General features: G+C 61.6%; 27 protein-coding genes. 17 read left to right on the forward strand and 10 right to left on the reverse strand.

Features of this window, described 5'->3' with window-relative positions:
- Positions 1-68 precede the first annotated feature (68 nt).
- The 3 genes from PMI07_RS24145 to PMI07_RS24155 all read left to right on the forward strand — a co-directional run bounded on the left by PMI07_RS24145 (position 69) and on the right by PMI07_RS24155 (position 2,911).
- Complete coding sequence (locus PMI07_RS24145) at positions 69-551, forward strand: DUF2306 domain-containing protein (protein WP_007757052.1); 483 nt, start codon at positions 69-71, stop codon at positions 549-551.
- A gap of 145 nt (positions 552-696) precedes the next feature.
- On the forward strand, positions 697-1,908 hold the full coding sequence (locus PMI07_RS24150; protein WP_007757051.1) for an MFS transporter: 1,212 nt from the start codon (positions 697-699) through the stop codon (positions 1,906-1,908).
- Positions 1,909-2,002: 94 nt separating this feature from the next.
- Positions 2,003-2,911, forward strand: coding sequence for a neutral zinc metallopeptidase (locus PMI07_RS24155; protein ID WP_007757050.1), 909 nt, complete (start codon positions 2,003-2,005; stop codon positions 2,909-2,911).
- A 229-nt stretch (positions 2,912-3,140) separates the two neighbouring features.
- Here the strand turns inward: PMI07_RS24155 and PMI07_RS24160 are convergent, their stop codons facing one another.
- A complete protein-coding gene (locus tag PMI07_RS24160; protein ID WP_007757049.1) occupies positions 3,141-3,623 on the reverse strand; it encodes an SRPBCC family protein in 483 nt (160 codons plus the stop codon).
- A gap of 50 nt (positions 3,624-3,673) precedes the next feature.
- Between PMI07_RS24160 and PMI07_RS24165 the strand changes: the two genes are divergently transcribed.
- Positions 3,674-3,997, forward strand: coding sequence for a helix-turn-helix domain-containing protein (locus tag PMI07_RS24165; RefSeq protein WP_007757048.1), 324 nt, complete (start codon positions 3,674-3,676; stop codon positions 3,995-3,997).
- On the opposite strand, the gene PMI07_RS24170 is transcribed toward PMI07_RS24165, so the two are convergent.
- Both PMI07_RS24170 and PMI07_RS24175 read right to left on the reverse strand, forming a co-directional pair.
- Entirely contained in the window at positions 3,994-4,473 is a 480-nt protein-coding gene (locus PMI07_RS24170; protein ID WP_007757047.1) for a DUF2938 domain-containing protein, read from the reverse strand. The two genes, PMI07_RS24165 and PMI07_RS24170, sit on opposite strands and share 4 nt — an antisense overlap.
- Positions 4,474-4,546: 73 nt before the next feature.
- Positions 4,547-4,867, reverse strand: a complete 321-nt coding sequence (locus PMI07_RS24175) for a phospholipid-binding protein (protein ID WP_245277229.1) — start codon at positions 4,865-4,867, stop codon at positions 4,547-4,549.
- On the opposite strand from PMI07_RS24175, the gene PMI07_RS35430 reads away from it, so the two are divergent.
- From PMI07_RS35430 to PMI07_RS24185, 3 genes are all read left to right on the forward strand, one after another.
- The gene (locus PMI07_RS35430) at positions 4,857-5,054 is read left to right on the forward strand and encodes a hypothetical protein (RefSeq protein ID WP_197032563.1); all 198 of its coding nucleotides are present in this window, start codon (positions 4,857-4,859) and stop codon (positions 5,052-5,054) included. The two genes, PMI07_RS24175 and PMI07_RS35430, sit on opposite strands and share 11 nt — an antisense overlap.
- Before the next feature lie 200 nt (positions 5,055-5,254).
- A complete protein-coding gene (locus PMI07_RS24180; RefSeq protein WP_007757044.1) occupies positions 5,255-6,514 on the forward strand; it encodes a TCR/Tet family MFS transporter in 1,260 nt (419 codons plus the stop codon).
- Positions 6,515-6,642: 128 nt separating this feature from the next.
- Complete coding sequence (locus PMI07_RS24185) at positions 6,643-8,040, forward strand: MATE family efflux transporter (RefSeq protein WP_007757040.1); 1,398 nt, start codon at positions 6,643-6,645, stop codon at positions 8,038-8,040.
- A gap of 24 nt (positions 8,041-8,064) precedes the next feature.
- Here the strand turns inward: PMI07_RS24185 and PMI07_RS24190 are convergent, their stop codons facing one another.
- Together PMI07_RS24190 and carA are read right to left on the reverse strand one after the other, a co-directional pair.
- On the reverse strand, positions 8,065-8,415 hold the full coding sequence (locus tag PMI07_RS24190) for a hypothetical protein (protein WP_007757039.1): 351 nt from the start codon (positions 8,413-8,415) through the stop codon (positions 8,065-8,067).
- 99 nt (positions 8,416-8,514) lie between these two features.
- On the reverse strand, positions 8,515-9,720 hold the full coding sequence (gene carA / locus PMI07_RS24195) for a glutamine-hydrolyzing carbamoyl-phosphate synthase small subunit (protein WP_037088229.1): 1,206 nt from the start codon (positions 9,718-9,720) through the stop codon (positions 8,515-8,517).
- Positions 9,721-10,046: 326 nt separating this feature from the next.
- On the opposite strand from carA, the gene PMI07_RS24200 reads away from it, so the two are divergent.
- Positions 10,047-10,499 carry a GatB/YqeY domain-containing protein gene (locus PMI07_RS24200; protein WP_007757037.1) on the forward strand — a complete coding sequence of 151 codons (453 nt, stop codon included), beginning with the start codon at positions 10,047-10,049 and terminating at the stop codon, positions 10,497-10,499.
- A gap of 337 nt (positions 10,500-10,836) precedes the next feature.
- On the opposite strand, the gene PMI07_RS24205 is transcribed toward PMI07_RS24200, so the two are convergent.
- Positions 10,837-11,103, reverse strand: coding sequence for a hypothetical protein (locus PMI07_RS24205; RefSeq protein WP_007757031.1), 267 nt, complete (start codon positions 11,101-11,103; stop codon positions 10,837-10,839).
- A gap of 289 nt (positions 11,104-11,392) precedes the next feature.
- Between PMI07_RS24205 and dnaG the strand changes: the two genes are divergently transcribed.
- The 3 genes from dnaG to rpoD all read left to right on the forward strand — a co-directional run bounded on the left by dnaG (position 11,393) and on the right by rpoD (position 16,315).
- A complete protein-coding gene (gene dnaG, locus PMI07_RS24210; RefSeq protein WP_007757029.1) occupies positions 11,393-13,396 on the forward strand; it encodes a DNA primase in 2,004 nt (667 codons plus the stop codon).
- Positions 13,397-13,482: 86 nt separating this feature from the next.
- A complete protein-coding gene (locus tag PMI07_RS24215; protein WP_007757020.1) occupies positions 13,483-13,830 on the forward strand; it encodes a GFA family protein in 348 nt (115 codons plus the stop codon).
- Positions 13,831-14,245: 415 nt separating this feature from the next.
- Positions 14,246-16,315, forward strand: a complete 2,070-nt coding sequence (rpoD, locus tag PMI07_RS24220; protein ID WP_007757019.1) for an RNA polymerase sigma factor RpoD — start codon at positions 14,246-14,248, stop codon at positions 16,313-16,315.
- A 59-nt stretch (positions 16,316-16,374) separates the two neighbouring features.
- Here rpoD and PMI07_RS24225 read toward each other — a convergent pair whose 3' ends face one another.
- The 4 genes from PMI07_RS24225 to PMI07_RS24240 are packed head-to-tail and all read right to left on the reverse strand — an operon-like array spanning position 16,375 to position 17,927.
- Positions 16,375-16,797, reverse strand: coding sequence for a type II toxin-antitoxin system VapC family toxin (locus PMI07_RS24225; protein WP_007757017.1), 423 nt, complete (start codon positions 16,795-16,797; stop codon positions 16,375-16,377).
- On the reverse strand, positions 16,797-17,039 hold the full coding sequence (locus tag PMI07_RS24230; protein ID WP_007757016.1) for a type II toxin-antitoxin system prevent-host-death family antitoxin: 243 nt from the start codon (positions 17,037-17,039) through the stop codon (positions 16,797-16,799). The genes PMI07_RS24225 and PMI07_RS24230 overlap by 1 nt, the downstream gene beginning before the upstream one ends.
- Positions 17,040-17,091: 52 nt before the next feature.
- Positions 17,092-17,436 (reverse strand): multidrug efflux SMR transporter, encoded by a 345-nt coding sequence (locus PMI07_RS24235; RefSeq protein WP_007757015.1) that lies wholly within the window; start codon positions 17,434-17,436, stop codon positions 17,092-17,094.
- Positions 17,437-17,441: 5 nt separating this feature from the next.
- Positions 17,442-17,927: a TetR/AcrR family transcriptional regulator gene (locus PMI07_RS24240; RefSeq protein ID WP_007757014.1), complete on the reverse strand. Its 486-nt coding sequence runs from the start codon at positions 17,925-17,927 to the stop codon at positions 17,442-17,444.
- A 243-nt stretch (positions 17,928-18,170) separates the two neighbouring features.
- Between PMI07_RS24240 and PMI07_RS24245 the strand changes: the two genes are divergently transcribed.
- The 6 genes from PMI07_RS24245 (at position 18,171) to PMI07_RS24270 (ending at position 23,254) form a co-directional block, all read left to right on the forward strand.
- Positions 18,171-19,334 (forward strand): DUF930 domain-containing protein, encoded by a 1,164-nt coding sequence (locus tag PMI07_RS24245; protein WP_007757013.1) that lies wholly within the window; start codon positions 18,171-18,173, stop codon positions 19,332-19,334.
- Between the two features lie 99 nt (positions 19,335-19,433).
- Complete coding sequence (locus tag PMI07_RS24250) at positions 19,434-20,474, forward strand: zinc-dependent alcohol dehydrogenase family protein (protein WP_024164100.1); 1,041 nt, start codon at positions 19,434-19,436, stop codon at positions 20,472-20,474.
- Positions 20,475-20,583: 109 nt separating this feature from the next.
- On the forward strand, positions 20,584-20,982 hold the full coding sequence (locus tag PMI07_RS24255) for a DUF427 domain-containing protein (protein WP_007768015.1): 399 nt from the start codon (positions 20,584-20,586) through the stop codon (positions 20,980-20,982).
- 136 nt (positions 20,983-21,118) lie between these two features.
- Positions 21,119-22,342 carry an MFS transporter gene (locus PMI07_RS24260; protein ID WP_024164101.1) on the forward strand — a complete coding sequence of 408 codons (1,224 nt, stop codon included), beginning with the start codon at positions 21,119-21,121 and terminating at the stop codon, positions 22,340-22,342.
- 78 nt (positions 22,343-22,420) lie between these two features.
- A complete protein-coding gene (locus PMI07_RS24265) occupies positions 22,421-22,774 on the forward strand; it encodes a DUF1428 family protein (protein WP_007770226.1) in 354 nt (117 codons plus the stop codon).
- A gap of 57 nt (positions 22,775-22,831) precedes the next feature.
- Complete coding sequence (locus tag PMI07_RS24270; protein WP_007770228.1) at positions 22,832-23,254, forward strand: secondary thiamine-phosphate synthase enzyme YjbQ; 423 nt, start codon at positions 22,832-22,834, stop codon at positions 23,252-23,254.
- Positions 23,255-23,362 lie beyond the last annotated feature (108 nt).

Consider the following 23,362-nt stretch of genomic DNA (forward strand, 5'->3'; position numbering starts at 1 on the left):
GGTGAGCCAGTCATGGCGGAAACAGGCGATCAATTCAATCGCTTGGTGATTTCGAACAGGTATTCCCCATGAACCTCCAACCGCTTCTCGATGCGCCGCTTGCCGTCCAGATCCATGTCGCGGCCGTGCTGCCGGCCTCGGTGCTCGGCGCCTATATCCTGCTCAACCGCAAAGGCACGCCGATACACCGGCTGCTCGGCAAGATCTGGATGGCGCTGATGGTCATCACCTCGCTCTCCAGCTTCTTCATCCACGAGATCAACCTCTTCCACGGTTTCAGCCCGATCCATCTCCTGTCGATCTCCGTGCTCGTCGGGGCGTGGCAGGCGATCAGTTCGGCGCGCGCCCACAATATCCGGGCGCATAAGGCGGCCGTCATCGGCATGTATTTCGGCGGCATCGTGATCGCCGGCCTGTTCACCCTGATTCCGGGGCGGATCATGAACGCGGTGGTCTTTTCCGGCGGGCCAAGCTGGATCCTGATCCTGACACTGCTCGGTATCGCCGCAATGCTGTTCCTGCAACAGCGGCTGGTGACGCGCCGGTTTTGAAATTGCGTATCAAGAATTTCCTCGAAGCGTACCGTTCGGCGCCTTGCTGTCATGGACAGGCCCGGCTTACGGGACTAGAGCTGCCCTCAAGTAACTTGCAGCAACGGCCATCCGCGATGACGACCGCTTGCGCGGAGGAAATTCCATGGCCGATGCAACATCCAAACCCGTTTCCGCCACTGCCGCCGAAGTGACGGTGCTGCCAATCATCCTGGCCGTCAGCTTCTGCCACATGCTGAACGACATCATGCAGTCGATGATCGCGGCAATCTATCCGATGCTGAAGACCGATTATGCCCTCGATTTCTGGCAGATCGGCATCCTGACGCTCGCCTTCCAGTGCACGGCCTCGCTGCTGCAGCCGGTGATCGGCATCATCACCGACAAGAAGCCTTTCCCGTATTCGCTCCCGGTCGGCATGGGCTCGACTTTCATCGGCCTCTTCATGCTGGCCGCTGCCCATTCCTACGTCATGCTGGTCGTTGCGGCATCGCTGATCGGCATCGGCTCGGCGGTCTTCCATCCGGAATCCTCGCGCGTCGCGCGGCTGGCTTCCGGCGGCCGCTATGGTTTTGCGCAGTCGGTCTTCCAGGTCGGCGGTAATTTCGGCCAGTCGATCGGCCCGCTGCTCGCTGCCTTCATCATCGTGCCGAACGGGCAGGGGAGCGTCGCCTGGTTCTCCGGCATCGCGCTGCTCGGCATCGTCATCCTGTCCTGGGTAGCGCGCTGGTACAAGGCGCATATGCTCGCCAACAAGGGCCGCAAGCGCATTCTCAACGCGCATAACCTGTCGAAGCGCACGGTGGCGATTGCGCTGACGGTGCTGGCGCTGCTGACCTTCTCCAAGAACATCTACATGGCGAGCATCGGCAGCTACTACACGTTTTTTGTCATCGAGCGTTTCGGCGTGACGGTGCAGCAGTCGCAGATCATGCTCTTCGTCTTCCTCGGAGCTGTCGCGCTCGGGACCGTCATCGGCGGGCCGATCGGCGACCGGTTCGGCTCGAAGGTGGTGATCTGGTTCTCGATTCTCGGCGTGCTTCCATTCACGCTAGCCATGCCCTTTGCCAACCTGCCGGTGACGATCGGGCTTTCGGCCATCGTCGGCTTCATCATGGCCTCGTCCTTCCCGGCGATCGTGGTGATGGCGCAGGAACTGGTGCCGGGCCGGGTGGGCATGATCGCAGGCATCTTCTTCGGGCTGGCTTTCGGCATCGGCGGCATCGCCGCGGCAGTGCTCGGCATCCTCGCTGACCAATACGGCATCACCTTCGTGTACAATGTCTGCGCCTTCCTGCCGGCGCTCGGGCTGCTGGCGGTTTTCCTGCCGGGGAAAAAGGCCCTGCGGGTCGCCTGAGGGCGAATCTTCGGCTATGTGATGCTGGGACGGATCGCTTTTGCGGCCGCCAGCGTTATATCGGCTAAAGTACAGTCGAACAGGAGGGCAGGACATGGAATGGAAAGGGCGGCGGCAATCCGACAATGTCGAGGACCAGCGTGGCGCTTCCATGGGTGGGAGCCCGCTTGGGCGGGGCGGATTTCGCATTCCGGTGGGCGGCGGTGGCCGGCGCGGCGGCGGGCTCGGCATCGGCGGGATCATCGTTATCCTGATCATCTGCTGGATCACCGGCATCAACCCGCTGTCGCTGCTATCTGGCGAACTCGGCATGGATGGGTCGGGCTTCGAGCAGCAGCAGACGACCGGCAATCGCACGCCGGCCAATGACGACACGACGGCGTTCGTGCGCACTGTGCTCGCCGAGACGGAAGATACCTGGAACGGCATTTTCCAGGCGAACGGCCAGCAATATCAGGAGCCGGTGCTGGTGCTGTTTTCGGGCCAGGTGAATTCCGCCTGCGGATTTGCCTCTTCCGCGACCGGGCCTTTCTATTGCCCCGGCGACCACAAGCTTTATCTCGACACCAATTTCTTCAAGGAACTCGAGCAGCGCTTCGATGCGGCCGGCGACTTTGCCGAGGCCTATGTGATCGCCCATGAAGTCGGCCATCACGTGCAGAACCTGCTCGGCATCCTGCCGAAATTCAACCAGGCACGCCAGCGCATGAGCGAGGCCGACGCCAACCGCATGTCGGTGCGCGTCGAGCTGCAGGCCGACTGCTTTGCCGGTGTCTGGGGTAAGTTCACCCAGCAGAAGGGCATTCTCGACACCGGCGATCTCGAAGAGGCGCTGAACGCCGCCCAGCAGATCGGCGACGATACGCTGCAGAAGCGCAGCCAAGGCTATGTCGTGCCGGAAAGTTTTAACCACGGCACCTCGGCGCAGCGCGCGCGCTGGTTCAAGCGCGGGTTTGATACGGGCGACATGAAGTCCTGCGATACGTTTTCGGGGAATGTGTAGCTTTCAGGCCCGAAGGAGAGGGCGGAGCCAGATCGCCCCCCTCTGACCTGCCGGGCATCTCCCCCTCAAGGGGGGAGATCACAAGCGGGACGATCCCGGCATCCAAATAGCCACTGCGAAGGATGTGACGTTCAATCCCGGGCGATGAGCAGGCTCCAGCCGATCTCCCCCCTTGAGGGGGAGATGCCCGGCAGGGCAGAGGGGGTGAGCGGCACCCTCAGGAGCCAAACTACTTATACATCCCCTCGCGGAGGTTGATGCCGTATTCGACAAAGGCCTTCATGGCGCAGAGCATCTGCGACCAGCCCTGGCAGTTGCCATAGGAGGCTTCGAGCCCGCCCTTCGTTTCGCGCCAGCCTTCCTCGGCGATCGTCACCAGCGTGCGGTTTCCGTCAAGCGGCTCGAACGTCATGGTCACCGTCGTCTTGTAGTTGGCGGGTGCGACGTTTTCCGGGCCCTGTTCGGCCGCATTGCCCTCCGTCGCATCCCAGCGCAGCACGATCTTCCTGTTCTTTTCCACCTCGACCACGTCGACCGGGAAGGCGCCCGGAAAGTCGTGAAAATCCCAGGTGACCGTCGCGCCGGGTTCGAGCCGTCCCTTGGCGCCGCCTGTGGTGAAATAACCCGACAGCTTCTTCGGATCTGCGACGGCTTCGAACACGTCCTCGACCGGTTTAGAGATCCGGCCCGATACCTTGAACTTCAGTTCCATGATCTTTCTCCCTTGTTTCTCCCTGCCTTATTATGTTATAAAAATATAACATGTCAAGCGATGAAAAAAATGACCTGATTTTCAAGGCCCTGGCGGCGACGGTTCGCAGGGAGATTCTGGACGAGTTGAAGGATCGGCCGCAGACGACGGGCGATCTCTGTGCCCGGTTTCCCAAGCTCGACCGCTGCACAGTGATGCAGCATCTGAAGGTTCTGGAAGGTGCGGACCTGGTGCTGGTGAGGCGCGAAGGGCGGGAGCGTTGGAACCACCTCAATCCATTGCCGATCAAGGCGATCCACGACCGCTGGATCGGTGCCTATGCGGCGCATGCGGTCGACATGCTCGACCGGATGAAGCGGGATCTGGAAGGTTAGCGGATCAGCAGGGCGGCGCCGTAAAGCCCGAGCGCGAAAACGGTGTGGGCGGCGAAATTGAGGAGGCGGACCTTGCCCGGCTTCGGCGTCTTCGAGGCGGCCCAACCGAGTCCCATGCCGGGCTGCATCAGGAACCAGCCGGCGCCGATGGTGACGATGCCGAGGATCCAGGCGGGAATGAAGGTCGGCGCGGCAAACCAGCCCGGTCCCATGATGAAGGCGAGGATTACTCCGTAGAGAAGACCGACGGCATAATGGCCGGCCCAGCCCAGGGCGAGTTCATGTTCGTAAGGGTCGGCGGCAGCAATGCTGTCGTGGAAGACCTTTCCCCGGGGCAGGTGCCAGAACCAGCGCCCGGCCGGCGCCCAGTTGGGTTTTGGCTGGCCGAAGGCGCGGTAAAGCAGGATCGCCCAGAGGTCCATGAGAATGGTTGCGCCGAGGCCGATCAGGATGCCGCGCCAGAAAAGTTCGAACATGAAGAATCCGCCGGAAGAGGAAGGTGAGCCAATCTCTAAGGGCTCCGGTTTGGGCTGTCGAGATCTTCCGGACTTAAGGAAACATCTTGTCGGAGGTGGCGGTCGCAAGCGTCTTGCCGCCGGCATCGAGTGCCTTCACCGTGAAGCGGTATTTGTGCTTGCCGGACGGCGGGCAGGGGCCGGTATAGCTGAAGGCGCCGTAGGCCAGCGACTTCTGGCCGGAAAAATCCACCTTGCCGCCGCCGTGGTTATAATCCGGCACGTCCATATCCTTCATGCGGATATCGAGCGCCTTGGTGCCGGCGGGTACGCCCGAGAGCGAGATCGGCGGAGATTTCGAATCGAAACATTTCTTTGTCGGCCCCCAGTCGAAGGAGACCTTCATGTCCGCCATCGCGGCGGTACCCGATGTCAAGAGGAATGCGATTGCCATCAACCCGCGCATGATAATCCCCCAATCGATCATGACCGAAACAACCGGACGCGAGCCTATGTGTTTGATTGCGGCTGTCAACGGAGATCGCGCAAAAATGGCGGAAGGGCAGGCGGCAGAGCTTTTCGGAGCCGTTCCTTTCTTGTAATCACCGGCGCCATTGCGCGCATTCGTTGATTTTCTCGAAGCCAACTGGCGTGGAGCCGCTTGAATGATGCGTTACGGTTGTACCGTTCATCAAAAACTTTGAAATGTTCACGGATTGTTTCCGTTTTCTTTTGCCGCTATGTAAGCAGCCCGGCGAGCTGATCGTCTTTCCAGAAAACGCCATTGCTAGAGAGACATCGTATGCTCGACCCGAAATTTGTCCGCCGCGGCCTTTTCCTCGTCTTCATGATCCTGTTCCTCGATATCATCGGGATCGCGATCATCATGCCGGTGCTGCCGACCTTCCTGCGCGAGCTGACCGGCGACGACATGAGTGCGGCGGCTGTCGATGGCGGCTGGCTGATGCTGATCTATTCCGGCATGCAGTTCCTGTTCGCGCCGCTGCTCGGCAACCTCAGCGATCGTTTCGGCCGCCGGCCGATCCTGCTCGCCTCGGTGCTCACCTTTGCGCTCGATAACCTGATCTGCGCGGCCGCCACCAGTTTCTGGATGCTGTTCGTCGGCCGGGTGCTGGCCGGCATTTCCGGCGGCAGTTTCGCCACCTGCTCGGCCTACATCGCTGACATCAGCAATGACGAGAACCGCGCCAGGAACTTCGGGCTGATCGGGATCGCCTTCGGCGTCGGCTTCACGGTGGGGCCGGTGATCGGTGGCCTGCTTGGCGAACTCGGGCCGCGCGTGCCTTTCCTCGGCGCCGGGCTTCTGTCGCTTGCCAATTTCGTCGCCTCCTGGTTCCTGCTGCCGGAGACGCTCGACAAGGCGAACCGCCGCAAGTTCGAGCTGAAGCGCGCCAATCCGCTCGGCGCGCTGCGCCAGATGCGGCACTATCCGGGCATCGGCTGGGTCATGCTGGTGATGTTCCTCTACTGGCTGGCGCATGCGGTCTATCCGTCGGTCTGGTCCTTCGTCTCCGCCTATCGCTACGGCTGGAGCGAGGGGCAGATCGGCTTGTCGCTCGGGCTCTTCGGCATCTGCGCGGCTTTTGTCATGGGCTTCATCCTGCCGAAGCTGGTGCCGGTGCTCGGCGAATGGAGGACGGCGGTGCTCGGGCTGTGCTTCTCCTGCCTTGGCCTCACCGGCTATGCCTTCTCCTGGCAGGGGTGGATGGTCTATGCCGTCATCCTGGTGACAACGATCGAGAACGTCGCCGATCCGGCGCTGCGAAGCATCGCTTCGGCCAAGGTGCCTCCCTCGGCTCAGGGCGAGCTGCAGGGTGCCATGACCAGCCTCACAAGCCTGACGACGATCATCGGTCCGGTGATCTTCACGCAGCTCTTCAGCGCCTTTACGGGCGGGCATGCGAAAGTGGAGTTCGCAGGCGCCCCCTACCTGATGGCGGCGATCTTCCTTGCTTGTGCGACTGTGGTGTTTTTGAGCCGGATTTCACGAAAAACGCCGGTCGTTCCGGCCGAGAACGAGCTCACTCATCAGATTTCTTGAACCGACGTCCAAAAATTCTGCTGAATCGCCTGTAAGTGTTGCCGCACGGATGATGCTCCTCTATAGGCTGCATCATCCGCCGCTCGCCAGTTTCTGGAAGCGGCTTTTTTCGTCTGCGGAGGAGTGTCATGTCGAGCCTTTCCCCCACCATGGCTGTGGCGGTGACGGACAATTCCTGGTCCGCGCATATGCGCGCGACCTTTGCGCTGGGCGTGCCGCTGGTCGGCGCCCAGCTTGCGCAGATGGCGATCAACACGACCGACGTCATCCTGGTCGGCTGGCTCGGCACAACCGAACTCGCCTCGGTGGTGCTCGCCACCCAGATGTTTTTCCTGGTCTTCATCTTCGGCACCGGGTTTACCAGCGCCGTGGTGCCGATGGTAGCGCAGGCGCTCGGGCACGGCGATACCCGCTCGGTGCGCCGTTCGGTGCGCATGGGGCTGTGGATCGCGCTTGCCTTCGGCGTGCTGACGGCGCCGCTCCTGTGGTTTTCCGAACCCATCCTTCTGACGCTCGGGCAGCAGCCGGATGTTGCGGCGAATGCACAGAGTTATCTGCGCATCGCCCAATGGGGCATTTTCCCGGCACTCGGGCTGATGGCGCTTCGAAGCTTCGTCACCGGGCTCGAGAAGGGCGGCATCGTGCTCTACGTCACGATCGCGATGTTCTTCATCAATGCCGGTCTCGCCTATCTGCTGATCTTCGGCCATTTCGGCGCGCCGGAAATGGGGCTGCACGGGGCTGCGATCGCTTCCGTTGCCGCCAACCTGTTCGGGTTCGTGGCCGCTCTCCTTTATGTGGAAAGCCAGCCGAAGATGCGGGCCTACGAGATCTTCGTGCGCTTCTGGCGGCCGGACTGGAGCATGGTGCGCGAGATCATCGTGCTCGGCCTGCCGATCAGCTTCACCATCCTGGCGGAGACCAGCCTGTTTTCGGCCGCGTCCCTGCTGATGGGCGTCATCGGCAAGCTGGAGCTCGCAGCCCACGGCATCGCGCTGCAGCTCGCGGCGATCGCCTTCATGATCCCGCTCGGCCTGTCGCAGGTGGCGACGGTGCGCGTCGGGCTCGCCGACGGCCGCGGCGATCTTCTGGGCGTCAAGCGGGCGGCGATCGCCGTGCTCGTGGTCAGCGTGCTCTTCACGACGATCGGCAGCGTGCTTTATGCGACGATCCCGCGCTTCTTCGGCAATCTCTTCCTGGATATACGCAAGGAGGATGCCGCGACAGTGCTGGAATTGGCGGTGCCGCTGATCGTGATCGCCGGCGCTTTCCAGCTGGTCGACGGATTGCAGGTGGTCGGTGCCAGCCTGTTGCGTGGCCTGAAAGACACCAGGGTGCCGATGGTGCTGGCGCTGATCGCCTATTGGCCGATCGGTTTTTCCTGCGCCTGGGTGTTTGCCTTCCCGCTCGGTTTTCGCGGCGAGGGCGTCTGGTTCGGCTTTGTGACCGGACTTGCGGCCGCGGCTGCTTTGCTTTGCGGCCGCTTCTGGCTGCTGGTGAACCGCCGGACGATGGCGGCCCGCTGAGTTTCAGCGGGCTCTCCGTGTTGGTCAGGCCGGCAGGAGTTCCTGTAGAACCGCCCTGTGGTAGAAGCCGATGTTGGTCTCTACGCCGAGGCGTCGGCTCAACGCCTGCCGATCGATGCCTTCCTCCTCATCCGATTTTGCGACTGCGGCGATGACCGGCTGAAGGACGTGTTCGCCTTCGAACTGGAGGATGGTGATGACGTTGAACAATCCGGCGATGGAAGCCTGTTCAAGGATCAGATCCTCGATGAATCCCGGCTGGGCGCGGATCACCTCATGCGTCCTGTGAACCAGCGCCATAAATTCTTCGCGCCCTTCGACCGGAACCGCAAACCTGTTGACGCGAAAGATGCGTCGATTCTGTATTTCGCTCATATGAAAAACCCCTGCTCTTTTCTGAACAGGGGCGTTTATGGGACCTCAACCAATGTTGAGGTCAATAGGCGTCTGCGGATTTTTTAAGGGCGCCGGAAATCAGCGTTCCGCAAGGGCAGGCTCGCCCTTCTTCTCGCGCACCATGTTGATGAAGCGGCGGAAGAGATAGTGGCTGTCCTGCGGGCCCGGCGAGGCTTCCGGGTGATGCTGGACGGAGAAGACCTGCTTGCCTGTGACGCGCAGGCCGCAATTGGTACCGTCGAAGAGCGAAATGTGAGTCTCCTCAACGCCTTGCGGCAGAGACTTCGAATCGACCGCGAAGCCGTGGTTCATCGAGACGATCTCGACCTTGCCGGTGGTGTGGTCCTTGACCGGATGGTTGGCGCCGTGATGGCCCTGGTGCATCTTCTCGGTTTTTGCGCCGAGAGCGAGACCGAGCATCTGGTGGCCGAGGCAGATGCCGAAGGTCGGGATGTCGGTCTTGATGACGTTCCTGATGACGGGCACGGCATATTCGCCGGTGGCGGCCGGGTCGCCCGGGCCGTTCGACAGGAAGACGCCGTCGGGCTTCAGCGCCAGGATGTCTTCGGCCGAGGTCTGGGCCGGCACGACGGTCACCTTGCAGTCGAGGCCGGCAAAGAGGCGCAGGATGTTGCGCTTCACGCCGTAATCGACGCAGACGATGTGATATTTCGCGTCTTCCGGCTTCAGTTCGCCGTAGCCTTCGTTCCAGACCCAGGGCTTCTGGTCCCATTGCGACGACTGGCCGGATGTCGCCTCCTTGGCGAGGTCGAGGCCTTCGAGGCCGCTCCAGGCGCGGGCTTCGGCCTTCAGGGCCTCGACGTCGAAGACGCCGTTCGGGTCATGGGCGATGACGGCGTTCGGGGCGCCGTTCTGGCGGATCCAGGCGGTCAGCGCACGGGTGTCGATGCCGGACAGGCCGATGATGCCGCGGGCCTTCAGCCAGCCGTCAAGATCCTTGGCGGCGCGGTAGTTGGAGGGCTCGGTGATGTCGGCCTTGAAGATCGTGCCGACCGCGCCGCGGCGGGCTGCCGGCGTCAGGTCCTCGACGTCTTCCTCGTTGGTGCCGATATTGCCGATATGCGGGAAGGTGAAGGTGACGATCTGGCCGAGATAGGAGGGGTCGGTCAGGATTTCCTGGTAGCCGGTCAGTGCGGTGTTGAACACTACTTCGGCTGGCACCTTGCCGGTTGCGCCGATCCCGGTTCCTTCGATCACGGTGCCGTCGGCCAGAACGAGCAATGCGGTGGGTTTCTTGGTGGTCCAGGGAGCGGTCGCGGTCATATCCATCCTTCTGCCTCACCGGTCCCGTCCCTTGAAGGAACAGGCTGTGAGGGCCATCTATGGTCGTGAGAGACGGGCGCGCGGAAATCCCGGCGCAAGCCCAAACCTCTAAATCTCGTGCAGGTGCCGGAAAATAGACAAAGCGGGCGAGGTGGTCAATCTCGCAGCCCAAGAATTCCATGGAGATTATAGATCATGGGATTCAACGGTTTGGGTGATTTGATTTGATCGCCCCCGAACCGTCGTCTATGACAGCGGTGTGAATGCCAAGGAAAAGCCACAATTCACCGTGCCTGCGCCAGAGCTTTTCCCAAGGAGAAAAAACGATGTTGCGCGACAAGCTTTCCGATGCGCTCAAGGAATCCATGAAGGCCAAGGACACCCGCCGGCTTTCGACCGTGCGGCTGATCCAGACTGCGATCAAGGATCGCGACATTGCCAATCGCGGTCTCGGCAAGGACCCGGTCAGCGATGACGACATCCTGCAGATCCTGCAGAAGATGGTGAAGCAGCGCGAGGAATCGGCGAAGATTTATCAGGATGCCGGACGCGCCGAGCTTGCGACGCAGGAGCGCGAGGAAATCGAGATCATCAAGGGATTCATGCCCGAACAGCTCTCGGACGAGAAGGTGCAGGACCTGATCAAGGCGGCGATCGCCGAGTCCGGCGCGCAAGGCCTGCGCGACATGGGCAAGGTCATGGCGGTGCTCAAGGAAAAGCATCCGGGCCAGATGGATTTCGCCAAGGCTTCCGGCGTGGTGAAAGAGCTTTTGAAATAAGCGGCCATTTTTGAGGTCGGTCAACGAAAGGCGGGAATCCGGTGACCGGATTTCCGCCTTTTTGCTCTCCTGGATCCCGCCGGCCGACTGCGGACTTGCCGCCGGTGAGACGGCCCGAGGTGCTGCGATACGCTGCGACACGCCTCGTCCCGAAGAGCGAAGGAAATTCTTGCCGTTGCGTGTCTGTACGCGGCCGGCATTTCCGAATTCGGAAAGGAGCTAAATCCCGCAGGGTCCGTCTGGCAAATTACAAAAAGATAATCTTGCCCCCTGCTGATCTGCCAAAAATTTGCCCCACGTTGGGGCAAACGGGAGCGCCGGACTCACGCTGGGCTGATCAGGCGGCGACCAGCCATCCACCCAGAAATGCTCCGCCGATGATGGCGAGCAGCGCGCCTCCGATGAAGGCCACGAAGGCGATGGTCGCAGCGATCGGTTTCCGCGACTGGAAGAAATAGATGAGCAGCCCCAGAGGCGCGAGAAAAACGGTGGCGGTCTGGGTCAGGATCGCGGCGGTGCCGCCCCGCAATTTCGCGTCCTCCATCTCCCACCAGACGCGGAGGACAATGGTCGCGATCAGCTGACCGGCATCGTTGAGGGTCAATCCCACCGCGTCGGCACCCCGGTGAAGGCGTCGATGATCGGGCCGGTGGCAAGCGCGATCAGCAACGCCACATAGATGAAATCGCGTTTCGTCATGAAATATCTTGGCCTTTGAAAACCCATTGCGCGGATGATGGTAGGTCACCGGAAAAGAGATTCAAGCTTGGACCGAGTGGTGCCGGCGAGCCGGTTGCCCCGTTCGCTTCCTGTGAATAGCGGGTAGCATTTCCCTTGGCGGTGGCGTTCCTGAAGGTCTGCGCTTATATGGAAGCTGACCCCAAGAGGTAGAAATGCGCTTTTCCAACAGTTTTCTCGACGAGATTCGCGATCGCGTGCCGATATCGGGCGTGGTCGGCCGGCGGGTGACGTGGGATCGCAAGAAGACCAACGTCTCGCGTGGCGACTACTGGGCCTGCTGCCCTTTCCATGGTGAGAAGAGTCCGAGCTTCCATTGCGAGGACCGCAAGGGCCGCTACCACTGCTTCGGCTGCGGCGTCACAGGCGACCATTTCCGGTTCCTGACCGATCTCGAAGGGCAGAGTTTTCCTGAAGCGGTGCAGACGGTCGCCGACATGGCCGGTATCGCCATGCCGCAGCCGGACCCCCAGGCCGAGAAGCGCGAGAAGGAACGCACGACGCTGCTCGACGTCATGGAGCTGGCGACGCAGTTCTTCCAGGACCAGCTCCAGAGCGCCGTCGGCGCCAAGGCGCGCGCTTACCTGCGCGACCGCGGGCTGACGGGCCGCACGATCGAGACCTTCCGTCTCGGTTACGCGCCCGAAAGCCGCAATGCGCTGAAGGAACATCTGGCGGCCAAGGGCGTGCCGAAGGACCAGATCGAAGCTTGCGGCCTGGTCGTGCACGGGGAGGGGATCGCCGTCTCCTACGACCGTTTTCGCGATCGCATCATGTTTCCGATCCTGTCCTCGCGGGAAAAGGTGATCGCCTTTGGCGGCCGGGCCATGGCGCCGGATGCGCCGGCGAAATATCTCAACTCCAACGAGACCGAGCTCTTCCACAAGGGGCAGGTGCTCTACAATTTTTCGCGCGCCAGGCGGGCTCAGGGGGTCGGAAAGCCGGGGCAGGGCGAGGGTACGATCATCGCCGTCGAAGGGTACATGGACGTCATCGCGCTGCACCAGGCGGGCGTCGAGAATGCCGTGGCACCACTCGGGACCGCGCTCACCGAAAACCAGCTCGAGTTGCTCTGGCGGATGACGTCGCAGCCGGTGCTCTGCTTCGACGGTGACGGTGCGGGCCTGAGGGCCGCAAGCCGTGCCGCGGATCTGGCGCTTCCGTTCCTGAAGCCGGGAAAATCGGTGCGTTTCGCGCTGCTTCCCGATGGCAAGGATCCGGACGATCTCGTCCGCCATGAGGGCCGCGCGCCCTTCGACAAGGTGCTCAACGAAGCCCGGCCGCTGGTGGAGATGATCTGGCAGCGCGAAGCGGCGTCTGCCAGTTTCGACACGCCGGAAAAACGCGCCGAGCTCGAGGCACGGCTGAAGCAGATCGTTTCCGTCATCGCCGACGAGAATGTGCGCCGCCATTACCAGCAGGCCATCCGCGAGCGACTGAACAGTTTCTTTGCACCGGCTCCGCGCGGTGGCGGCGACCGGCGCCAGAATTTTCAGCGTGGTGCCGGCGGTGGCAAGCCGGGGCAGGGCGGCCCTCCGCAGGGACCGCGTGCTGCGGGAAGGGCCGCGGGGGTTTCCGACCGGCTTGCGCGTTCCGGTCTGGTGCGTGGTTATGGGGATCTTCCGGCGCTTCGGGAAAGCGTGCTGGCGCTCACCATCGTCAACCATCCGCAGCTTCTGCTGGAGGAGTATGACGAGATCGCCGCGATCGATTTCGAGAACCGCGACCTGCAGCGTTTCTGGTCGGCCATGCTGCCGGCGGCCGCGACATCAGGCGCCAATCTTTCGCGCGAATACCTGATGCAGCGGCTTACCGGCGAGGGGTTCGACGTGATCCTGAAATCCCTCGACCAGCAGGTGCGCAACGCGCGTCTCTGGACCGCGACGGAGATCGCCGCACTGGAGGATGCCCGAGAGGGCTATCGTCAGGCGCTTTCGCTGCACAAGCGCACCAAGGCGCTCAGGCTCCAGAAGATCGAGCTGGAGCGGGAGATCGCCGAGACGACGGAAGCAGGCGATGCCGGCGAGATCGAGCCGCTGCTGCGCGCACTTTCCGAGGTCCAGCTCGAAATCGTCCGCATGGAAAACCAGGAAGCGATCATCGACGGGTTCGGGGTGCTTTCCGGCCGGGTGAAGGGGGCGGCGGTCAGCCACGGCTGAGGGCACTTGGCCGATAAAATACTGCTCTTGCCGAATGATGACGCGGCCCTATTGTATCCGCATGAGTCGGCTGAGTAGGGAGCCTGATGCGGATTGCGGGAAGCTGTCATTGCGGCAATATCGCCTTCGAGGCGGAGGGCGAGTTCGCTACGGCGATGGAATGCAACTGTTCCCTCTGCCGGCGAAAGGGCGTGCTGCTGGCCTTCGTTCCGCGCAGTCAGTTCCAGCTTGCGACCTTGCGGGAGAACCTCTCCTCCTATCAGTTCAACAAGCATGTCATCACGCACTACTTCTGCGCCAATTGCGGTATCGCTCCCTTCAGTGAGGCGACGATGCCGAATGGTACGGAGATGGCCGCGATCAACCTGAGATGCGTGCCGGAAATCGACATCGCCACACTGACGGTAACCCAGTATGACGGCGCTTCTCGCTGAGGAATATGCCGAACGAAAAGCATAGGTCTTTGTGTCTACGCAAACCCTTGTCTTTCAGGGTCTACCGCCTACATAACGGTTAATTCTGGTGAGCGTACCCCTATTAGGCCCGTCAAAGGGCATATTTTCGACTTTTCCTGGGTATGACCTCTGGAAAGGCTTGACGGAACGTTAATTTGTGGGAATCACCATCTCAAGGCAAAATAGGCGGAGTGGGTCAATAGCACCGAACATGGCCGGTGATCCTCTGACAGGCGATCCTCGAGTCAAAAACGACCGCCGAATGGTAATCGGGAATTAAAGGTCATTCCGTTACGTGTTGGACAATGATTCGCGGCTAAGGCGGCCAAACCCGTCTTCGGCCGGTGGCCACGAAGCGCGGCGAAAGTAGCGTTCAGGGAAAGCGACTAAATACATGGCAACAAAAGTCAAAGAAAACGAAGAAGCAGAGAACGAACGCGAAGGCTCGCACGACGGTCCGCTTCTCGATCTTTCCGACGACGCCGTCAAGAAGATGATCAAGGCCGCCAAGAAGCGCGGCTATGTCACCATGGACGAATTGAACTCGGTCCTGCCTTCGGAGGAAGTCACCTCCGAGCAGATCGAGGACACGATGGCGATGCTCTCCGACATGGGCATCAACGTCGTCGAGGACGAAGAAGCCGAGGAAGCAACGACCGGCGGCGAAGACGACAGCGATAACGACAGCGACGAAGGAGAAAGCGAAGGCGGCGAGATCGCCACCTCCTCCGGCGGCACGGCGCTGGCAACCGCCAAGAAGAAAGAGCCGACCGACCGTACCGACGACCCGGTGCGCATGTATCTGCGCGAAATGGGTTCCGTCGAGCTTCTGTCGCGCGAGGGCGAAATCGCCATCGCCAAGCGCATCGAGGCCGGCCGCGAAACGATGATCGCCGGGCTCTGTGAGAGCCCGCTGACCTTCCAGGCGCTGATCATCTGGCGCGACGAGCTCAACGAAGGCACGACCCTGCTTCGCGAGATCATCGATCTCGAAACGACCTATTCCGGTCCTGAAGCCAAGGCTGCGCCGCAGTTCCAGAGCCCGGAAAAGATCGAGGCCGACCGCAAGGCTGCCGAGGAGAAGGAAAAGACCCGCAAGGCTCGTTTCTCCGCTGCCAACGACGACGACATCACCGCCGTCGGCGGCGAAGGCATGAATCTCGAGGAAGAAGAGGAAGACGACGACGAGTCGAGCCTTTCTCTCGCCGCGATGGAAGCCGAGCTGCGTCCCCAGGTCATGGAGACGCTCGACACGATCGCCGACACCTACAAGAAGCTGCGCAAGCTGCAGGACCAGCAGGTCGAGCAGCGTCTGGCGGCAACCGGTACGCTGTCGTCGGCCCAGGAGCGACGTTACAAGGAGCTCAAGGACGAGCTGATCACCGCGGTCAAGTCGCTGTCGCTCAACCAGAATCGCGTCGATTCGCTGGTCGAGCAGCTTTACGACATTTCCAAGCGCCTGATGCAGAACGAAGGCCGCCTGTTGCGTCTCGCCGAATCCTACGGCGTCAAGCGTGACTCGTTCCTCGAACAGTACCAGGGTGCCGAGCTCGATCCGAACTGGATGAAGTCGATCGCCAATCTGGCCGCCCGCGGCTGGAAGGAATTCGCGCGTGCCGAGAACACGACGATCCGCGATATCCGCCAGGAGATCCAGAACCTTGCGACCGAAACCGGCATCTCGATCGCCGAATTCCGCCGCATCGTTTCCATGGTGCAGAAGGGCGAGCGCGAAGCGCGTATCGCCAAGAAGGAAATGGTCGAAGCGAACCTTCGCCTCGTCATCTCGATCGCCAAGAAGTACACGAACCGCGGCCTGCAGTTCCTCGACCTCATTCAGGAAGGCAATATCGGCCTGATGAAGGCGGTCGATAAGTTCGAATACCGCCGCGGTTACAAGTTCTCGACCTATGCCACCTGGTGGATCCGGCAGGCGATCACCCGTTCGATCGCCGACCAGGCCCGCACGATCCGCATTCCGGTGCACATGATCGAGACCATCAACAAGATCGTCCGCACATCGCGCCAGATGCTGCACGAGATCGGCCGCGAGCCGACCCCGGAAGAACTGGCCGAAAAGCTCGCCATGCCGCTCGAAAAGGTCCGCAAGGTCCTGAAGATCGCCAAGGAGCCGATCAGCCTCGAAACCCCGGTGGGTGACGAAGAGGATTCGCATCTCGGCGATTTCATCGAGGACAAGAATGCGCTTCTGCCGATCGACGCCGCCATCCAGGCGAACCTGCGCGAGACCACGACCCGTGTGCTTGCCTCGCTGACCCCGCGTGAGGAACGCGTTCTTCGCATGCGCTTCGGCATCGGCATGAACACTGACCATACGCTCGAAGAAGTCGGCCAGCAGTTCTCGGTCACCCGCGAACGTATCCGCCAGATCGAAGCGAAGGCGCTGAGGAAGCTGAAGCATCCGAGCCGCAGCCGCAAGCTGCGCAGCTTCCTGGACAGCTGAGCGGTTTCAGCCATTGGAAAAGAAGAGACCCGGTTTGCGAGAGCAGGCCGGGTTTTTTGTTACAGGAGGATGCTGCGCCCGCCGAGGGTGTTTGCCGCGGAAGCGAACCGCTTGTCGAGGGTGACGATTTCAGCGCCGGCTTCCATTGCGACGGCGAGATGGAGTGCATCGCCCGAGCGGAGGCCAACGTCGATATCATCGGCGAGCCGTGCGGCCGCGACGAAGTGGCGAGAGAATATTGGAAGTATTTCGAGGGATTGAGAGGTCATGCGATTGAAGCCAGCCAGCGCCAGTTGCCGCAGTTCCTGGGGCATTCGTTCGTGTCTCGCTTTTACGGAGAGCGCGGACGAAAACTCGGTGATTGTCCATTCGCTCACGAGAGTTCGCTGGTCTGCGTTCTTCGCAAACCAGTCGAGCACTCTTTCGACGGATGTCTCTCCCACCAGCAAAGCAATCAGAGCTGATGTATCGACGTAGAACATCAGTAGCGTTCGTCGTCCCTGAAACGTCGCATGAATGTTCCGGCGTCTTCACTTTGCGGAGGCATTTGCTCCCGGATCGCCTTGAGCATCTCGAAGTCGATTGGCTGCTTTTTCGACCGTGGTGGCGCCAGCTGCGCGACCGGCTGACCGTCGCGCAGAATCTCGACCGTCTCGCCTTGGGCGACGCGGTCGATCAGTTCGCCGAGTTTTTCTTTCGCTTCCGCCAGAGTGATCGCGGTCATCGTGATCTCCGAATTGTCCCTGAAGTATAGGTCGGAAGTCCTGCTTTCGCAATCAATGCCCGACCGAGCTCGAAAACACGTTGACCACCACGACGCCGGAGATGATCAGGCCGAGGCCGATGATGGCGGCGGTGTCGAGGGTCTGGCGGAACAGGATGGTGCCGACGGCCGAGATCAGCACGATCCCGAGGCCGCTCCAGATCGCGTAGGCGATGCCGACCGGCAGGGTGCGCAAGGCGATCGACAGGAGATAGAAGGCGGTCGCATAGCACAGCCCCATGAGGATGGTGGGCAGGGCGCGGGTGAACTGCTGGCTTTGCTGCAGGAAGGTCGTGCCGATGACTTCCAGCACGATTGCACAGGCAAGCGAGCCGTAGGTGAGGATTGCGGGGTTCATTTTCGTTACTCTTGTTTCGTAAGGCTTTGAAGGTGGTCGCGGAGTTCGGCAAGTTCTTTTGCCGGTAAACCGTCCGCCTCCATGAGATTGGCGAGCCAGATGCCATCCGCCGCGTAGCGCGCGAGCCTGAAGGCCGGGTGACTGTCGGTCTGCGCATGGCGTTCGAGCCGGTCGCGCATCCATTCCGACCAGAGCTGCCTGAGCCGCCCATCGGTCATGCAGGAGATCGACAGCGCCGCCCAGGGGCTTTCGGCTCCATCGCGGGTCACCTGGAAAAAGGCGTCGACATAGGCGCGGGTGAACCGGCCCCGATCGGTTTTGTCCTCGCTCATCAGCCGGTCGATTTCCACGTCGAGCTTTCCGAGCAGGTCTTCGAAAACGGCTTCGATCAGAGTCTGCTTGCTCGGGAAATGATGCAGCAACCCGCCTTTGGTGACGGAGGCCGCATCGGCGACCGCTTGAAGCGTGAGGCTGCCGAGACCTTCGTCCACGGCACATCGCGCTGCATGATCCAGAAGGGATCGCCGTACCTGTTCGGGCTGTTTTTCGCGTCTGTGAGCTTTTGACATAAGATAAAAATACCATATGGTCGGTTTGTTTGCAATGAGCAAACTCGTTCCAAATCCCTTGGAAGAGTGGTGGCAGTGCAGCTCGCTCCCCGAAAGTGGGATTTTGCGGTGTTTTGATCACTCGGGGACTCGATCCGGGCGGCTTTCCATCTTACATCCGCTGCCATGACGGATTTACCTGGAAAGCCGCGCGGCGACATAAGATGGGGCATCCCTGCCTCCATCCTCGTGCATGTCGTGTTCGTGGCGGCCCTGTTCTTCCACCTGCCGGTCGATCAGTCCGAGCCGGAGAAGGAGGAGAGCGTCCAGGTCGAGATCGTGCCTCCGCCGGAAGAACCCGAAAAGAAACCGGCAGAGCAGAAGGCCGAAGAAAAGAAGTCCGAAGAGAAGAAGCCGGCCGAAGAGGCGAAACCGGAGGAAAAGAAACCTCCGGAACCTGCAAAACAGGAAGAGGCCAAAAAGGCGGAGCCGCCCCCGCCGCCACCTGAGCCACCGAAGCAGGAGGAGGCCAAGAAGCAGGAGCCACCTCCGCCGCCTCCGCCGGCACCTGAGGAGAAACCCGCCGAACCGCCGCCCTCGGCCGAGCAGGCCAAGGGGCAGCCCTTGCCGGTTCTGCGTCCTGTCTTCGAATTCGGCGAGAAGGATGGGGGGCCGAAGAAATCCGAAACCGGCAATGCATCGAAGGAAACGACCAATCCCACCGCCGAGAGCAAAGCGGATGCGGAGCCCGTCGAGCCGGTAAAGCAGGCGAAAGAGGCGCCTACTGTCGTGGAGGCGCCACCGGCCAATCCGGTGCCTGACGATATTCAACTGCCGGAGGTCGGCATTGCGGCAGCCAACGGATTGCGAAGCGGTCCGGTCGCTGGGATTTCGCCGGATGCGACCAAAACCGAAATCGTAACAGCGCCACCGACCGCGTCGCCCAAGAGCGACCCTTCCAAGACACCGACCCCCGGCAAGCCGCTCGAACTGAAGGAGGCAAAGACGCTGTTTTCGCAGACCGAGACGGGCGATCCGATTGCCACGACGGCGATGGGCAGCATTCCACGGGGCGTGCGTGCCGGCCAGCTCTGCGCAACGGAACTGGGCCAGCAGTTACGGCATTCGTCGCAATCCTACAGACTGGAAATAGTACCGGCTTATGAACTGCCGAGTGGCAGGGTTCTCGAGATCAAGCGCGGCTCGTTTCGGGCCAATGCGCAATGGTACGACTTCAGCTTCCGATGCGAGGTCAATGAGAACGCCACCAAGATCGTCTCTTTCGCATACGATGTCGGCGCTCCGGTGCCGCGGAGCGAGTGGCGCAAGCGCGGCTTTCCGGATTTGTGATCGGCCGATCTGCAAATGTGCCTCAGGTAGGGGATCACCCTTGGTTGACCGGTAGATTGCTGCGACTATGTTTCACCCGCTTTGTGATGGGGGTCTCCAATGAAAGCCATGTTCTACGATGCCTTTGAAAAGGCGCCGGAAATCCGCAATCTTCCCGACCCGGAACCGACCTTTGGCGGGGTCGTGGTCAAGGTCGGCGCGACCGGGCTTTGCCGCAGCGACTGGCATGGCTGGATGGGGCACGATCCCGATATCCGCCTGCCGCATGTGCCGGGCCATGAGCTGGCTGGCAAGGTGGTGGCGACCGGCAAGGGCGTCATGCGCTTCAAGATCGGCGACCGGGTGACGGTGCCTTTTGTCTCCGGCTGCGGCCATTGCTCGGAATGCCATTCCGGCAACAGCCAAGTCTGCCCCAACCAGTTCCAGCCGGGTTTCACCCATTGGGGCTCGTTTGCCGAATATGTGGCGATCGACTATGCCGACACCAACCTCGTGCACCTGCCCGAGGAGATCGACGATGCCACGGCGGCGAGCCTCGGCTGCCGGTTCGCGACTTCCTTCCGTGCGGTTGCCGACCAGGCCCGCACCGGGCCTGGCGATTGGGTGGCGGTGCATGGCTGCGGCGGGGTAGGGCTCTCTGCCATCATGATCGCTACGGCACTCGGCGCCAACGCGATCGGCATCGATCTTTCCGAGGACAAGCTGGCGCTCGCCCGCCAGTGCGGTGCGGTTGCAACGATCAATGCGAGTGCCGTGCCGGACGTGGTCGAGGCGGTTCGCGAGATCACCAAGGGTGGCGCGCATGTGTCGATCGATGCACTCGGCCATCCTGTCACCTGTTTCAACTCGATCAAGAACCTGCGCCGCCGCGGCCGGCATGTGCAGGTCGGGCTGATGCTCGGCGAACATGCAACGCCCTCGATCCCGATGGCGCAGGTAATCGGTCACGAGCTCGAAATCTACGGCAGCCACGGCATGCAGGCCTGGCGGTACGACGCCATGCTCGCCATGCTGACGGCCGGCAAGATGAAGCCGCAGCAGCTCATTTCCAGGCGCATCAGCCTGGAAGAGGCGGTGCCGGGGCTGATGACGATGGACAAGTCGGAAACACCCGGCATCAGCGTGATCACCACCTTCTGATGTTCGGAATTGTTCGTCAGCCCTGGCCGGAGCATTCCGCTTCGGCCGCTTGGTGACGGTTAGGCGCGCCCTATATGCAAGGCATGCGTCGAACCCGAAAGGACGAGCCATGAACGCCAGAGCCCAGAGAATTCCAGGACCGGATCATCCGATCACCGTCGAGCATAACCCGGCGCGGGTGGTGGTGAAGCTGGGCGACAAGGTCGTCGCCGACAGCATCAACTCGCTGACCTTGCGCGAGTCCTCCTATCCGCCCGTCCACTATATTCCGCGCAAGGATGTGGATATGGCGCTGCTCGAGCGGACCGACCACCAGAGCTATTGCCCGTACAAGGGTGAGGCATCGTATTTCAGCATTCTGGCCGGTGGTGAGCGTTCGAAGAATGCCGTCTGGTCCTATGAGAATCCTTACGACGCCGTTTCCGGGATCCGGGAACATCTCGCCTTCTATCCGGACCGGGTCGATTCCATCGAGGAACTTGGTTCGCCTGAGGTCGGGCAGTTCTGACGCTGCCACTGCAATAGTATGACCTCGCCATCATCCGCCCGTCATATGGATTGACAAGTCCGCATTTCGGGCGGAACAGGAACCTATAAGTTTCCTATAGATGGCAGGCTCCGCGAGCCGGCAGGCGACGGCTGGAATGGATACAGGGCAACCGATCAAGCAAAGCGTACTGCATCACCCTGCCTATCTGCATCTTGCCGCATCGCGGGTCCTGACCGCCCTTGCTTCCCAGGCGATCACGATCGCCGTCAGCTGGATCATCTACGACATGACCCAGAGCGCCTTTGCGCTCGGTTTCGTCGGCTTCTGCCAGTTCCTGCCGCGCTTCTTTCTGACGCTGGTCGTCGGCCACGTGGCGGACAGCTTCGACCGGCGGTTGATCGTGCTGATCTGCCAGCTCGTCCAGGCGGCGATCGCCGCGATGCTGGCGGTGGCGATCTTCGAACAGTGGATCACGCCGACGCTGATCTTCGTCGCCGTGACCCTGCTCGGCGCGGTCAATGCCTTCCAGCAGCCGAGCACGGTCGCGCTGCTGCCGAACGTCGTGCCGCCGTCGCTGCTTCAGCAGGCCGTCGCGACATCGACCTCTCTGCAACAGGCAGCCTTCATCATCGGCCCGGCGGCGGGCGGTCTTCTCTACGGCCTGCATCCGACCGCGCCTTTCGTCATCTCGGCGGCGCTGCTGCTGATCGGCAGCGTCAACGTCGCGCTCCTCCATGTGGAGCGGCGTGCGGCGGTGCGGGAACCGGCGACGATTGCCTCGGTCTTTGCCGGCGTTGCCTTCATCCGCAGCCGGCCGGTGATCCTCGGCGCCATCTCGCTCGACCTCTTCGCGGTGCTGCTCGGCGGCGCCACCGCTCTGATGCCGATCTTTGCCCGCGACATCCTGCATGCCGGCCCCTGGGGTCTGGGTTTCCTGCGTGCAGCGCCGGCGATCGGTGCGCTCGGCATGGCGCTGCTCCTGGCACGCCGGCCGCTGAAGACCCATGTCGGGCGACGGATGATGGTGGCCTGCGCCGTCTTCGGCGTTGCGACGATCGTCTTTTCGCTCTCGACCAATATCGTGCTGTCGATCGTCTGCCTGGCGATTTTGGGTGCAGCCGACACGATCAGTGTCGTGGTGCGCAGCTCGATGGTGCAGCTGATGACCCCGGACGAGATGCGCGGGCGGGTGAGTGCGGTGAATTCGCTCTTCATCGGCACCTCCAACCAGCTCGGCGAGTTCGAATCCGGCGTGCTCGCGGGCTTCCTGGGGCCTGTTGCGACCGGTGTCATCGGCGGTGTCGGCACGCTGATCGTCGTGCTCCTGTGGATACGGCTCTTCCCGGAGCTTGTGCGGGTGAAAACCCTCGAGGGGTGAAGAAAAATCTGCTGCCCTTGTCGGCTCTGGTTTTGCTCCCACGTCCTTGGGGTGTTGACGCAACCAAGGAGGAAAACCATGCCCTATGTCGACGGGTTTATTCTCGCCGTGCCCAAGGCCAATCTGGAACGCTACAAAGACATGGCGCGCCTTGCCGGCACCGTGTGGATGGAACATGGCGCACTGTCCTATGTGGAATGCCTCGGGGACGATGTACCTTATGGAGAGCTCACCTCTTTCCCGCGGGCGGTACAGGCCAAGGAGGACGAGATCGTCATCTTCTCCTGGATCACCTATGAAAACCGGGCGCGCCGCGACGAGATCAATGCCAAGGTGATGAAGGACCCGCGGTTTGACGGAGACGAGTGGACGAAGGTCTTCGACGGCAAGCGGATGATCTACGGTGGCTTCGAGCCATTCCTGACATTGTAGCCAACCGATGATAGGAGTTGCCGTTCCCTGCAGGCACTCTTAATCAAGGACGCTCCCATGCCCCAGACCGTGATCTCGATCTCCACAAGCGGCCAGGGGCTCTACGAATTCACCGACGCGGCGCAGGACTTTTTGCGCCGCGCGCCAGCGGGCGAAGGGCTGTTGACGGTGTTCGTGCGCCACACATCCTGTTCCTTGATCATCCAGGAAAATGCCGATCCGGATGTGCGCCGGGATCTGAAGACCTTTTTCTCCCGCCTGGTGCCGCCGACCACCGATCCCGACATGCGCTGGGTCACCCACACGACTGAAGGGCCTGACGACATGCCGGCCCATATCAAGGCGGTGCTGACCGCCGTCTCGCTCGGCATTCCGGTCCGGGACGGCCGGCTGATGCTCGGCACCTGGCAGGGCCTCTATCTCTTCGAACATCGCGACCACCCGCATGTCCGCCAGGTCGTGCTGCATTTGTCGCCGTGACCTTTTCGCCAGGAGTACGGATGAATACCGGCTGAATGACAGGTTAGGATCTTGTTCAGACGCTCCGGGCTAGGGTCGCGCCAATCGCTGGGGAAGGCGAGAAGAACA

Origin of the sequence: Rhizobium sp. CF080 (genome assembly GCF_000282095.2) — a bacterium.
Taxonomy (GTDB): domain Bacteria; phylum Pseudomonadota; class Alphaproteobacteria; order Rhizobiales; family Rhizobiaceae; genus Neorhizobium.